14 protein-coding genes are annotated in these 13,134 nt (G+C 63.9%); 10 read left to right on the top strand and 4 right to left on the bottom strand.

Going from position 1 to position 13,134, the window contains the following annotated elements; all coding sequences use genetic code 11:
• Positions 1-41 precede the first annotated feature (41 nt).
• The 7 genes from IFT80_RS15690 to rsd all read left to right on the top strand — a co-directional run bounded on the left by IFT80_RS15690 (position 42) and on the right by rsd (position 6,837).
• Positions 42-1,109: a sensor histidine kinase gene (locus tag IFT80_RS15690; RefSeq protein WP_192050116.1), complete on the top strand. Its 1,068-nt coding sequence runs from the start codon at positions 42-44 to the stop codon at positions 1,107-1,109.
• Entirely contained in the window at positions 1,106-1,852 is a 747-nt protein-coding gene (locus IFT80_RS15695) for a LytR/AlgR family response regulator transcription factor (protein ID WP_122479920.1), read from the top strand. The genes IFT80_RS15690 and IFT80_RS15695 overlap by 4 nt, the downstream gene beginning before the upstream one ends.
• Before the next feature lie 90 nt (positions 1,853-1,942).
• Positions 1,943-2,884, top strand: a complete 942-nt coding sequence (gene hemC / locus IFT80_RS15700) for a hydroxymethylbilane synthase (RefSeq protein WP_122479919.1) — start codon at positions 1,943-1,945, stop codon at positions 2,882-2,884.
• Positions 2,881-3,639: a uroporphyrinogen-III synthase gene (locus tag IFT80_RS15705; RefSeq protein ID WP_185794687.1), complete on the top strand. Its 759-nt coding sequence runs from the start codon at positions 2,881-2,883 to the stop codon at positions 3,637-3,639. The genes hemC and IFT80_RS15705 overlap by 4 nt, the downstream gene beginning before the upstream one ends.
• A 49-nt stretch (positions 3,640-3,688) precedes the next feature.
• A complete protein-coding gene (locus IFT80_RS15710; protein WP_192137843.1) occupies positions 3,689-4,825 on the top strand; it encodes a uroporphyrinogen-III C-methyltransferase in 1,137 nt (378 codons plus the stop codon).
• Positions 4,822-6,078, top strand: a complete 1,257-nt coding sequence (locus IFT80_RS15715) for a heme biosynthesis HemY N-terminal domain-containing protein (protein WP_192137844.1) — start codon at positions 4,822-4,824, stop codon at positions 6,076-6,078. The genes IFT80_RS15710 and IFT80_RS15715 overlap by 4 nt, the downstream gene beginning before the upstream one ends.
• 285 nt (positions 6,079-6,363) lie before the next feature.
• Positions 6,364-6,837, top strand: coding sequence for a sigma D regulator (rsd, locus tag IFT80_RS15720; protein WP_122479915.1), 474 nt, complete (start codon positions 6,364-6,366; stop codon positions 6,835-6,837).
• Between the two features lie 18 nt (positions 6,838-6,855).
• Here the strand turns inward: rsd and IFT80_RS15725 are convergent, their stop codons facing one another.
• On the bottom strand, positions 6,856-7,548 hold the full coding sequence (locus IFT80_RS15725) for an FKBP-type peptidyl-prolyl cis-trans isomerase (protein ID WP_192103133.1): 693 nt from the start codon (positions 7,546-7,548) through the stop codon (positions 6,856-6,858).
• A gap of 148 nt (positions 7,549-7,696) precedes the next feature.
• Here IFT80_RS15725 and IFT80_RS15730 point away from each other — a divergent pair, with 148 nt between their 5' ends.
• Positions 7,697-8,491 carry an AlgP family protein gene (locus IFT80_RS15730; RefSeq protein ID WP_192103135.1) on the top strand — a complete coding sequence of 265 codons (795 nt, stop codon included), beginning with the start codon at positions 7,697-7,699 and terminating at the stop codon, positions 8,489-8,491.
• On the opposite strand, the gene IFT80_RS15735 is transcribed toward IFT80_RS15730, so the two are convergent.
• Positions 8,452-8,952 carry a TIGR02444 family protein gene (locus IFT80_RS15735; RefSeq protein WP_192103136.1) on the bottom strand — a complete coding sequence of 167 codons (501 nt, stop codon included), beginning with the start codon at positions 8,950-8,952 and terminating at the stop codon, positions 8,452-8,454. The two genes, IFT80_RS15730 and IFT80_RS15735, sit on opposite strands and share 40 nt — an antisense overlap.
• A gap of 50 nt (positions 8,953-9,002) precedes the next feature.
• On the opposite strand from IFT80_RS15735, the gene IFT80_RS15740 reads away from it, so the two are divergent.
• Together IFT80_RS15740 and IFT80_RS15745 are read left to right on the top strand one after the other, a co-directional pair.
• Complete coding sequence (locus IFT80_RS15740; RefSeq protein ID WP_192137845.1) at positions 9,003-10,913, top strand: ATP-binding cassette domain-containing protein; 1,911 nt, start codon at positions 9,003-9,005, stop codon at positions 10,911-10,913.
• Between the two features lie 97 nt (positions 10,914-11,010).
• A complete protein-coding gene (locus IFT80_RS15745; RefSeq protein WP_185794693.1) occupies positions 11,011-11,643 on the top strand; it encodes a LysE family transporter in 633 nt (210 codons plus the stop codon).
• Positions 11,644-11,652: 9 nt separating this feature from the next.
• On the opposite strand, the gene elbB is transcribed toward IFT80_RS15745, so the two are convergent.
• Together elbB and IFT80_RS15755 are read right to left on the bottom strand one after the other, a co-directional pair.
• A complete protein-coding gene (gene elbB / locus IFT80_RS15750; RefSeq protein WP_192137846.1) occupies positions 11,653-12,312 on the bottom strand; it encodes an isoprenoid biosynthesis glyoxalase ElbB in 660 nt (219 codons plus the stop codon).
• A gap of 90 nt (positions 12,313-12,402) precedes the next feature.
• Entirely contained in the window at positions 12,403-13,017 is a 615-nt protein-coding gene (locus IFT80_RS15755) for a DedA family protein (RefSeq protein WP_122479910.1), read from the bottom strand.
• Between the last annotated feature and the right edge of the window lie 117 nt (positions 13,018-13,134).

Below are 13,134 nucleotides of genomic sequence, written 5' to 3' on the forward strand. Positions count from 1 at the left end.
CGACGGGGCCCGCAACACACCACAGCAGCCAGGAACCGTACATGTTCAGCAAGCCGTCGAACACTTCCGAACCGGATTTCTTCCTGCCCGAGCTTTGCCTGCCCCAGGCACTGTTGATGCTGATCGTGCTGGCGCAGTTGCTGGTGTTCGTGCTGGTGCTGGCCGAACCCATGAACCCAGGCTTCAACTGGGTGCGCCTGGCCCTGACTTCGCTGTTCGTGCAATGGATCGTGCTGCTCTCGGCGGCCTTGCTCTGTGCCCTGCGCCCCTGGCTGGCGCGCCTGCGCCCCGGTATGGCGGGTGGGTTGTGCTGCGCCCTGGTGGTGGGCCTGACCCTCGCGGGCACGGCGGTGATCGACTACTTCCAGTTGGGCGGGCTCGACACGCCGACCGTGGAGGTCAATCGGTACCTGCGCCACGCCCTGATCGGGCTGATCATGTCGGCCCTGCTGCTGCGCTACTTCTACCTGCAGAGCCAGTGGCGGCGCCAGCAACAGGCCGAATTGCAGTCGCGTATCCAGGCCCTGCAGGCGCGCATTCGCCCGCACTTCCTGTTCAACAGCTTGAACAGCATCGCCAGCCTGGTGGTCAGCGATCCGGTCAAGGCCGAGCAGGCGGTGCTCAATCTGTCCGACCTGTTTCGTGCCAGCCTGGCCCAGCCCAACAGCCTGGTGATGTGGCGTGATGAGGTGGAGTTGGCCAAACGTTATTTATCGATTGAGCAATATCGTCTCGGCGAGCGTCTACAGTTGCACTGGAGGATCGAAACAATCCCGGATGATCTGCCGATCCCCCAACTTACTTTGCAACCGTTGTTGGAGAATGCGCTGGTACATGGCATCGCCCCTTTGATTTCGGGCGGGGTGGTCAGCGTGGAGGCCGACTACAAAGGGGGAGAGTTCATATTGACCATCAGCAATCCCTACCAAGAGGCCGCCACAGCGCAGGCGTCGGGCGGAACCCAGCAGGCGCTGGCAAACATTGGCGCTCGACTTGCGGCACTTTTCGGTCCGCGCGCAAGTCTTAGCGTGAATCGCCGTGACGGTCGTCACTTCACTTGTCTACGTTATCCATGTGCGAGACTCACGCAGGAATCCAGCGCTCTATGAATGTCCTGATCGTTGATGACGAACCCCTTGCCCGCGAACGTTTGAGCCGACTGGTTGGCGAGCTCGAGGGCTACCATGTGCTCGAACCCGGCGCCAGCAACGGCGAAGAAGCCTTGAGCATGATCGAGGCACAGAAGCCGGACGTAGTCCTGCTCGACATTCGCATGCCCGGCCTGGATGGCCTGCAGGTCGCCGCCAGGCTGTGCGAGCGCGACACGCCGCCGGCGGTGGTGTTCTGCACCGCCCATGACGAGTTTGCCCTGGATGCCTTTCAGGTCAGTGCCGTGGGCTACCTGGTCAAGCCAGTGCGCTCCGAACACCTGCTCGAAGCGTTGAAGAAGGCGGAAAAACCCAACCGCGTGCAACTGGCCGCCCTGACACGTCCGGCGGCCGAGGCGGGGACCGGTCCGCGCAGCCATATAAGCGCAAGAACCCGCAAGGGCATCGAGTTGATTCCGTTGGATCAGGTTATCTACTTCATTGCCGATCACAAGTACGTCACCCTGCGCCACGAAGGCGGCGAGGTCTTGCTCGATGAACCGCTCAAGGCGTTGGAAGACGAGTTTGGCGATCGCTTCGTGCGTATCCATCGCAACGCCCTGGTGGCCCGCGAGCGCATCGAGCGCTTGCAGCGCACGCCCCTGGGTCACTTTCAGCTCTATCTGAAGGGGCTCAACGGCGACGCGCTGATCGTCAGCCGACGCCATGTGGCCGGCGTGCGCAAGATGATGCAGCACCTCTAGCCCTCAGCAGGCCTGCCCAGTCCGCCGGGCTGGGCGCGGCCTGGCGCACAGCTGGTATCATCGTCCGCTAATCTTCATACGGATCGATTCATGCCCATTCGCGAAATCCGCATCGCCACCCGTAAAAGCGCGCTTGCTCTGTGGCAGGCCGAATACGTCAAGGCCCGCCTGGAGCAGGCGCATCCCGATCTGCAGGTCACCCTGGTGCCGATGGTCAGTCGCGGCGACAAGCTGCTCGACTCACCCTTGTCGAAGATCGGCGGCAAGGGGCTGTTCGTCAAGGAGCTGGAAACCGCCCTGCTCGAAGGCACGGCGGACATCGCCGTGCACTCGATGAAAGACGTGCCGATGGACTTCCCCGACGGGCTGGGGCTGTACTGCATCTGCGAGCGCGAAGACCCTCGCGACGCCTTCGTTTCCAACGCCTGGGACAGCCTGGAGGCGCTGCCGCCCGGCAGCATCGTCGGCACCTCCAGCCTGCGTCGCCAGACCCAGCTGCTGGCGCGACGTCCCGACCTGCAGATCCGCTTTCTGCGCGGCAACGTCAACACCCGCCTGGCCAAGCTCGATGCCGGTGAATACGACGCGATCATTCTGGCTGCGGCCGGCCTGATCCGCCTGGGCTTCGAAGAGCGCATCACCACCAGCATCAGCGTCGAAGACAGCCTGCCTGCGGGCGGCCAGGGCGCGGTCGGCATCGAGTGCCGGACGGCCGACAGCGAGATCCACGCGCTGCTGGGGTCATTGCATCACCGCGATACCGAATTTCGCGTGAGCGCCGAGCGTGCCCTGAACAAACACCTCAACGGTGGCTGCCAAGTGCCCATCGCCTGTTACGCCGTGCTCGAAGGGGAGCAGATCTGGCTGCGCGGCCTGGTGGGCGACCCGGCTGGGCAGCGTCTGCTGCATGCTCAGGCACGCGCGCCGCTGGCCGATGCGCAACAGTTGGGCGTACAGGTGGCCGAAGCCCTGCTGGAGCAGGGCGCCGACGACATTCTGCGCGCGGTGTACGGCGAGGCCGGTCATCCTTGAACCCCTGGCGAGTGTTGCTGACCCGACCCTGCGACGAGTGCGCGCTGCAAGCCCAGGCGCTGCTGGAACAGGGCGTGTTCGCGGCGAGCCTGCCATTGCTGGCGATCGAGCCGCTAGCGGACAGCGACACTCAGCGGCAGGTGTTGGCCGAACTGAATCGATACAATGCCGTGATCGTGGTCAGCAAGCCCGCCGCGCGCCTGGCCCTGGACCGCGCGCCTGCCAACCTCGGGCAGACCTCGTGGTTCAGCGTCGGTGCCGGCACGGCGGCCATTCTCGAAGAGCGTGGGCTGACCGTGACGTATCCTGAAACAGGAGACGATAGCGAAGCCTTGCTGAATCTGGCCCAATTGCGCGTCGCATTGGCAAGCCCCCATCCACGGGTGCTGATCATCCGTGGCGAAGGCGGACGCGAGGCTCTGGCCGAGCACTTGCGTGAGCAGGGCGCGACGGTAGAGTATCTGCAACTGTACCGACGCAGCATTCCGGTCTACCCACCGGGTGCGCTGGCGTCCCGTATCGCATCGGAACGCTTGAACGCCTTGGTGGTCAGCAGTGGGCAGGGTTTTCAACACTTGCACCAATTGGCAGGCGAGCAGTGGTCGGTGATCCGTACCCTGCCGCTGTTCGTGCCCAGCCCGCGGGTAGCTGCGCTGGCGCGTGAAGCCGGTGCGGTGAATGTTGTGGATTGCCGAGGTGCCAGTACCTCGGCGTTGCTGGCGGCGCTGCGCACGCAGGCCGCACCCAGATCGTAAGGCGCGACCGCCAGCGAGGCGACCGCGCCCCTATGCAAAGGATGGACACGTGAGCGAAACAGCCTTGCCCAAAGACGAATCCAAGAGCGCCCCACAGGTGCCTTTCGAACAGCCAGCCGCCTTGCCCCCGCAGCGCTCGGCCAATGGCAACGGCTTGGCGATCATTGCGCTGCTGCTTGCCGCTGCCGGTCTGGCCGCAGCAGGCTGGGGCGTGTGGCAGGTGCGCACGCTGACCGCCGGCCATCAGCAGCAGTCGCGGGTGATCGAAGGGCTCGCCACGCAAACGCTGACGCTGGAACACAACGAACGGCAACTCAGTGCCGATCTCGCGCAGTTGCCCGACTCCAACGAACTCGAAGACCGCCACCGCCTGCTCGCCCAGTTGCAGGGTGATCAGCAGCGCTTGAGCCAGCGCCTGGAAACCGTGCTGGGCGCCAGCCGCAAGGACTGGCGTCTGGCCGAAGCGGAGCACCTGCTGCGCCTGGCCAGCCTGCGCCTGTCTGCTCTGCAGGACGTCACCAGCGCCAAGGCGCTGGTGCAGGGCGCCGACGAAATCCTGCGCGAGCAGGACGACCCGCAGGCCTTCGCCGCACGCGAGCAACTGACCCGCAGCCTGGCGTCGCTGCAAGGCACCACCCAGCCGGATCGCACCGGGCTGTTCCTGCAGCTGAGCGCCTTGCGCGAGCAGGCCACGCAGTTGACGGCGCTGGCGCCCGAATTCCAGGCGGCCGCGGCAGCTGCGCAGGGCAACTCACCAGAAGGCGAAACCCGCTGGCGCCAGTGGTGGAACAAGATTTCCGGTTTCTTCCGGGTCGACTTCAGCCCCGACGACAGCATCCGGCCGTTGCTCGCCGGGCAGAGCCTGAGTCAGGTTCGCCTGGCCTTGAGCCTGGCGCTGGAGCAGGCCCAGTGGGCCGCGCTCAATGGTCAGGGCAAGGTGTATACGCAAGCGCTGGACGACGCCCGCAGTATTCTGGTGGCGGGCTTCAATCGCGAGAATGGCCCGACCCAGGCCATGATCGAACAGTTGACCGCCCTGAAGAATCAGCCGGTTTCGGTCACCACACCTGATCTGGATGCAAGCCTCAACGCCATCCAGGCCTACCTGCAACATCGTCACACACCGGTCGAAGGCCTGCAGAAGTCGACCGAAGCAGCGCCGGCCGCTGTGGAGAGCCAACCATGAAACGGTTCTACGTGATCCTGTTTCTGGTGATTGCCGCCATGGTCGGCCTCGGCCTGGCCGTGGCCAAACACCCCGGCTACGTATTGATCGACTACCCCCATGTGATGCGCTACGAGTCGGGCCTGTGGAGCACGCTGCTGGCGTTGCTGGTGCTGGTCTTGGTGGCGTTCGTCGTCTACCTGCTGATCAGCGTTCTGGTCAGCTCCGGCCGCGTGGTCAATCCATGGTCGGGCCGCAATCGCAATCGCCGCGTGCAGACATCCATCGAGAAGGGCCAGCTGGACCTCGCCGAAGGGCGCTGGGCCAGTGCCCAGAAGCACTTGCAGCACGCAGCCGAAAATGAACGCCAGCCATTGCTCTATTACCTCGGCGCAGCACGCGCCGCCAATGAACAGGGCCGCTACGAAGACAGTGACAGCCTGCTCGAACGGGCCCTGGCACGTCAGCCACAAGCGGAATTGGCAATTGCCTTGAGCCATGCTCAGTTGCAGAGCGATCGCGGCGACAGTGACGGTTCCCTGCAGACCCTGCAGGCCATGCACGAGCGTCATCCGCGTAACGTGCAGGTGCTGCGGCAGCTGCAGCGTGTGCATCAGCAGCGTGGTGACTGGCCAGCAGTGGTCAAGCTGCTGCCACAACTGCGCAAGGACAAGGCCCTGCCGGCGGCCGAACTCGCCGAGCTCGAGCGACGTGCCTGGGGCGAGAACCTGAGCGTGGCGGCGCACGCGCCCGTGCAGGAACAAGGGCAGGGAGAGGCCGGCCTGGCTGCACTGGAGCGCGCCTGGCAGGCACTCAGCTCGGCACAGCGCCAGGAACCCGCATTGGTGCTCGCCTATGCCGAGCAACTGCGTCAGGTGGGTGCCCAAGCCCAGGCTGAAGACGTGCTACGGACTGCGCAGAAGCGTCAGTACGACACGCACCTGGCTCGCCTCTATGGCCTGGTGATCGGCACTGACCCTGCGCGCCAACTGCAGACTGCCGAAGGCTGGCTCAAACAGCACCCCCACGATGCCGGGTTGTTGCTGACCCTGGGTCGCCTGTGCCTGCAGAACCGCTTGTGGGGCAAGGCCCGCGACTACCTGGAAAGCAGCCTGCGCCTGCAGCGCAGCCCGGAAACCTGCGCAGAACTTGCACGCCTGCTCGCCCAGTTGGGCGATACCGAACGCAGCAACCAGTTGTTCCAGGAAGGCCTCGGGCTGCTTGACGAACGGTTGCTGGCTGCACCCCTGCCCACTTCGGTGCGCACGCTCTGAATTGCTTTCGCGTGTAGAACGAGGCCGCGCCACTGCTCTGCCCCCGTGCGCACCCGGAGGCAGGGGCAGGCGCCAGTAAAACCGGCATTTGGCGCAATGTCCCCCTGATTAAACGCTTGTATGAACTTTATCCGATGCGTACCTTGATGCCATTGGCGCACGGGCATAATCTCCCCCTGCATGTACATCGACATTCGCCGTCACAGACCGCGAATCGGTCCGAGCCCTGCTTCCTGTCGTACAGGAGCGCGAAGCCGGGCATGACCCACAAGGGAAGCACTCATCATGTTGGAAAGTTGCCAGAATGCCCAGGAACGTTGGGGCGGAGTTCACCTGCTGATCGATCGCTGGCTGCAGGAGCGCAATGAGCTGATCAAGGCGTTCGATGCATTGGGCGACACGCCTCAGGCCCTGGTCGAAGATCGCAAGAGGCTGCAGGATTTCTGCGGCTTGCTGGTCGACTACACATCGGCCGGCCATTTTGAAATCTACGAACAGTTGACCGACGAAGCCAAGGCGTTCAATGACAAGCGTGGTCTGGAACTGGCCGACACGATCTGGCCACGCATCGACGAAATCACCCAGAAAGCGCTCGACTTCAACGATTACTGCGACAAGGGCGACTGCTCCGATGCCGCCGTCATTCTGGACAAGCTCAAGGAGCTGGGTCGGTTGTTGCACGAGCGCTTCGAGCTCGAGGACTGCCTGATCGAGGTCTTGCACAACGCTCACAAGGAAGAGTCCGTCGCCCAGGCGTGACTCTCTTTCGACGCGGCCCTAAGGGGCCGTGGCCAGCAGATGAATGTCGAACGTCAGCGGTGTATTGGGTGGTATCAAGGCACCGGCGCCGTCTGTTCCATAGGCGTGCGCCGATGCAATGACCACACGCCACTTCGCGCCGACCGGCATCTGCGGCAACACCGTACGCCAGCCCTCGATGACGCTGTCCAGGCGAAACCACTGCGCCTGGGTGCTTTGGTCGAACACGCTGCCGTCGGGCAGCTTCCCCACGTATTGAACCTGCACACGTCCATCGGCGGTGGCAGGTGCCCCTGCGCCAGGTTCCAGTACGGTTACCAGAATGCCCTCAGCGATCTCCCGCACCCCGGCCTTGGCTCGTTCGGCGGCCATGAAGCGGCGCTCGGCGGCCAGCGCCTGTTCCGTATCGGCTGCTTCGTCAGGCTTGTCCGTCTTGTCCGTCTTGTCCGCCTGTGCCTGATACTGAGCCAGCAATTGGCCGATGCGCTCGTCGCTCAATGCCAGCGGCTCTTGTCGATACGCCTCCTGCAAGCCCTTGAGCAGGGCGTCGAGTTGAAGCCCGGGGGCGTCCTGGCGCAGGCGTTCCCCCAGGCTGGCGCCCACACTGTAGGCCAGGTCGCGGGCACCGTCCGGCGCAGCTTGCGCGTGCGCTTGTGGCAGGGCCAGGGACAATGGCACCAGGGACAACGACAACAGCAGGCGAGGCAACATCACATTCTCCAGGACAAGACACGGCGAGCATGGACCGATTATGCCACCGACCGGGAAACGGGGCCTCGCGGACACAGTCAACATGTTCTGGCGGCTCTACAGCCACAGGTCTAGTATGAGCCTCTACCCATCGGCCAGGAGGTAACCCATGTCGGCTAACAAGAAGCCCGTAAACACCCCGTTGCATTTGCTTCAACAGCTTTCCGGCAGTTTGCTCGAGCACCTCGAAAGTGCATGTTCCCAGGCCTTGGCCGATGCTGAAAAACTGCTCGCCAAGCTCGAGAAGCAGCGCGGCAAGGCTCAGGAAAAACTGCACAAGTCGCGCACCAAAGTGCAGGACGCTGCTACTGCCGGCAAGAAAAAGAAGCAAGCCAAGGCGCACGACTCGGTGAGCGAACTCGAACAACTGCTCGACGAGCTCAAGGACCGCCAGGCCGAAACCCGCGCCTACATCGTCGAGCTCAAGCGCGACGCCCAGGAAAGCCTGAAACTGGCGGCCGGGGTAGGGCGCGTCCAGGAAGCGGCGAGCAAGGCAATCGAAACCCGTTCGGCCAAGCCCAAGGCAACCCCTGCGGTCGCGGCCAAGTCGGCCAGCCCGGCAGCCAAGCCTGCCGCTCGCACGCCCGCCAAGAGCACCCCAGCCGGGTCGACTGCACGTGCGGCCGCGAAGCCTGCAGCCAGCAAAACCACCCGTGTAGCTGCCGCAGCCACTGCGAGCAAGCCGGCGGTTTCCCGCAGCACTACCCGCAAGGCCCTGGCGGCCCCGGGCGCGGCGGTCAAGCCTGACGCCAAGGCACCCGCCAAGCCGGCTGCGCGGCCGGCCAGAAAGCCTGCGGCCGCCAAGTCGCTTGCCGCAGCCGTGCATTCGAGTGCGACCGAGTCCGGTGCTCCCGCCACTGGCGCTCAGGACGACAAGGGCGACGCATCTTCGAGCCAAGCCTGAGTCTCCCTGGCTGCCACGCCCAGCACGTGCAACGCCGCGCTCGAGTGCGCGGCCGTTGCGGGTAGCAAAGCAGGCAGCCAGGTCATGCTCAAGCCCTGCGTAGCGAGGGGCCAAGGTGCGGCCTGATCGTGCAGGCGCTGCAGCAACTGGCGTTCGGCGTTCAGTTCCAGTGCCTTGACCGATTCGCGCAGGTGCATCAGCTCAGGGTCTTGCACGGCCTGGGCTCGCCACTGCTGGCGCAATTCGCGCAAGGGTCGCACCACGTCCTCATGCCAAGGCGTGGCGATCGCCTCCAGCAGCGTCACCCGTTCGCATGTGCAGGCCACGCCCCTGGCATCCAGCCAGGCACCGCACAGCAGCAGGCACACGTTGGCGCCACCTGCCTGCAGCTGCAGGCAGGTGGTTTCGATGCCTGGTCGGGCATAGAGGTCCAGGGCAAACTTCCACAACTCATCATGCATCGTGCTACTCGCGCCAGTGGGCAAGGAAGCTGGTAGACTTCGCCGCCATTATGATCCGACTTCAGAACCTCACTTTACAGCGTGGCCCGCAGCGTCTGCTAGAAGACGCCGAGCTGACCCTGCACGCCGGTCAGAAAGCCGGCCTCATCGGCGCCAACGGTGCTGGCAAATCCAGCCTGTTCGCCTTGCTGCGTGGCGAGCTTGTGCCCGACTCCGGCAATTGCTACCTGCCCGCCGATTGGCGTATCGCCCACATGCGCCAGGAAGTCGATACCCTCGAACGCATTGCGGTCGACTACGTACTCGATGGCGATGTGCGTCTGCGCGAAGTGCAGCAGGCACTGGCGGACGCCGAGGCCACGCAGGACGGTGCGGCCCAGGCGCGCCTGCATGCCGAGCTCGACAGTGCCGACGGCTATACCGCGGACGCACGTGCACGCAAGCTGCTCGCAGGGCTTGGTTTCAGCAACGAGCAGATGGACCGTCAGGTCGGTGATTTTTCCGGGGGCTGGCGGATGCGCCTGAGCCTGGCTCAGGCTTTGATGTGCCCTTCCGACCTGCTGCTGCTCGACGAACCGACCAACCACCTGGATCTCGACGCCATTCTGTGGCTCGAGGACTGGCTCAAGGGCTATCCCGGCACCCTGCTGTTGATCTCCCACGACCGCGACTTCCTCGACGAAGTCGTCGATCACGTGGCCCACGTCGAACAGCAGAAGCTGACCCTGTACCGTGGTGGCTACAGCGCCTTCGAACGCGCCCGTGCCGAACGCCTGGCGCAGCAGCAGCAAGCGTACGAGAAGCAGCAGGTGCAGCGCGCGCACATGGAGAAGTACATTGCGCGCTTCAAGGCCCAGGCCACCAAGGCGCGTCAGGCGCAGAGCCGGATCAAGGCCCTGGAGCGCATGGAAGAGCTGTCGGCGGCACACGTCGACTCGCCCTTCGACTTCGTGTTCCGCGAATCGGTGAAGATCTCCAGCCCCTTGCTCGACCTGTCCGAAGGTCGGCTGGGCTACGGCGAAACGGCCGTGCTGGAGAAGGTCAAGCTGCAGCTTGCCCCCGGTGCGCGGATTGGCCTGTTGGGCCCCAATGGCGCGGGCAAGTCGACCCTGATCAAGAACCTCGCTGGCGAGCTCACGCCCATCGGCGGACGCCTGGTACGTGGCGAGAACCTGGTGGTGGGCTATTTCGCCCAGCACCAGCTGGACTCCCTGGACAGCAAGGCCAGCCCGTTGCTGCATCTGCAGCGGCTGGCACCGGGCGAGCGTGAGCAGGTACTGCGCGACTTCCTCGGTGGCTTCGATTTCCGTGGCGCGCGCATCGATGAACCGGTGCTGAATTTCTCCGGTGGCGAAAAGGCCCGCCTGGCGCTGGCGTTGATTGCCTGGGAACGGCCCAACCTGTTGCTGCTCGACGAACCGACCAACCACCTCGACCTGGAGATGCGCCTGGCCCTGACCATGGCCTTGCAGGAGTTCAGTGGTGCGGTGCTGGTGGTGTCCCACGACCGGCATCTGCTCAAGAGCACCACCGACGATTTCCTGTTGGTGGCCGATGGCAAGGTCGAGCCGTTCGATGGCGATCTGGACGACTACGCGCGCTGGCTGGTGGATTATCGCCAGCGTCATGCCTCGGTCAGCAATACCCCGGTCAACCTCGACAAGACCGACAGGAAAGCCCAGCGGCAGGCCGCGGCCGCGCTGCGTCAGCAACTGGCACCGCACAAGCGCCAGGCCGACAAGCTGGAGCGCGATCTGGGTGAAGTGCACGAGAAACTGGCGAAGATAGAAGCCGCCTTGTCCGACAGCGCCCTCTACGAGGCCGCGCGCAAGGATGAACTACGCGACCAACTTGCCCAACAGGCCAAGCTCAAGGTGCGCGAGGGTGAGCTGGAAGAGCAGTGGATGGAAGCGCTGGAACTGCTCGAAGACATGCAGGCGCAGCTCGAGGCATTGGCCTGATACTGGGGCTTGATGCCGAGCTGCCTGCACGGGCCCATAGCCAAATTCGCTGCGCCGTTTTACCTTAGGCTGTCCCTATTCGAGCGTCGAGGTTCGTATGCTGCTGGAAACCTGGTTGGCCTTTTTGGTGGCGTGCTGGATCATCAGTCTTTCGCCTGGGGCCGGAGCTATCGCGTCCATGTCCAGTGGCTTGCAGCACGGTTTCCTGCGCGGCTATTGGAATGCGATCGGCCTGCAGTTGGGGCTGCTTCTGCAAATTGCGATCATTGCGGCTGGCGTCGGGGCCGTGCTCGCGGCGTCGGCCACGGCGTTCCAGGCGATCAAGTGGTTTGGCGTGCTCTATCTGCTCTATCTTGCGTTCAAGCAATGGCGTGCACTGCCTGCCGACCTCGGTGAGGAAGCGGGGCAAAAGCCGGCTGGCAAGGCCTCGAGCCTGGTGCTGCGTGGTTTTCTGGTGAACGTCGGCAACCCCAAGGCGCTGGTATTCATGCTGGCGGTATTGCCGCAATTCATCAATCCGCACGCGCCCCTGCTGGTTCAATACCTGACCATTGCAGCCACCATGGTGACCGTGGACCTGATTGTCATGGCCGGCTATACCGGGTTGGCGGCGAAGGTGCTGCGGCTGCTGCGCACGCCGCGTCAGCAGCGACGCATGAACCGCACCTTCGCCGGCTTGTTCGTGGCGGCGGCGACCCTGCTCGCTACGCTGCGGCGGGTGCCTGCCTGAAACCGGCGGTCAGGCCTGGGTGAGTTCGATCACCCGGTCCACCAGCTTGTTGATGCCGGCGGCGGCTTCGCTGATGGTCTTGGCGCTCATGTAGGCGGGGGTGCTGACCAGCTTGCGGGCGGTGTCCTCGACGATCTCGGTCACGTCGCATTCCTGGTGGGTGCCACCCATCTTCTCGATGGCCTGCGCGGTTTCGGCATCGGTACCGATGGTGCAGGTCACGCCGGGGCCGTAGATTTTTGCCGCCAGCGCCGGTGAGATGCAGATCAAGCCAACCGGCTTGCGCGCTTCGGCGAAGGCCTCGGCCAGTGCCTGCACTTGCAGGTTGACCGAGCAGGCAGCGCCGTCGCTGGCGAAGGAAGACAGATTCTTTGCCGCGCCGAACCCACCTGGAACGATCAAGGCATCGAAATCATCGGCGTTGGCCAGGGCGATGTCCTTGACCTCGCCACGGGCGATTCGCGCCGACTCCACCAGCACGTTGCGCGACTCGGGCATTTCCTCGCCGTTCAAGTGGTTGATCACATGCTTCTGGGCAACGTCGGGCGCGAAGCACTGCACTTGGCAGCCGCGCTGGTCCAGGCGCAGCAAGGTGATCACGCTTTCCTGAATTTCGCTGCCGTCATAGACGCCACAGCCGGAAAGGATCACCGCGATTTTCTTGGTCATGTCGAACTCCGATTGTGGCCACTGCTTCATTGGCATGTGTTCAGTAGCATGGATCACGCTCGGCGGCGTGTGTTCAGTTCGAGCGGGCCCTCAGGGCTGCTCGTCACCGGGCGCAGGCGTCGCCGCAGGAGCTTCCAGGCGCGCCTGGCGGGCGATGCGTGCGGCCTTGATGCGGCGCCGTACCCACAGCAGGACGCCGATCAGCACCAGCGCGCCAAGGACCCACAGCTCGTATTTCTTGACGTTGCCCAGCATGTGTTCGAGGAACGAGCCGAAATGGTAGGCCGCCAGGCCCAGTGCCGTGGCCCAGACCGCAGCCCCGATGCCGTTGAGCAGCAGGTAACGCCGTGGTGGGTAGCCGGACAGGCCGATCGCCACCGGCATGACGGTGCGCAGGCCATAGACGAAACGAAAGCTCAGGACCCAGATGTCCGGATGCCGGCGGATGTGCTCCAACGCACGGTCGCCCAACAGCTGCCAACGAGGTTTGCGCGCCAGTAGCTTGCGTCCATGCTTGCGGCCCATGAAATACCATAGCTGGTCGCCTGCGTAGCTGCCGAAGAAGGCCACCACCACAACCATGTTGATATCCATGTAGCCACGGAACGCCAGAAACCCGGCCAGGACCAGAATGGTCTCGCCTTCGAAGAACGTGCCGAGGAACAGGGCGAAATAGCCAAAATCGTTCAGGAATTGTTGGAGCATTTTATCGATGCTGGCGAAGTGAATGCGCAGCCTAACCCGTCATGGACAGACATGAAAGTGTCCAAATGTGTCTTGTCGTGAACAATGCTTGTCAACCTGAGAACGCAGACACCTTGT

The organism is Pseudomonas sp. CFBP 8771 (genome assembly GCF_014841695.1).
Classification (GTDB): Bacteria; Pseudomonadota; Gammaproteobacteria; order Pseudomonadales; family Pseudomonadaceae; genus Aquipseudomonas; species Aquipseudomonas baltica.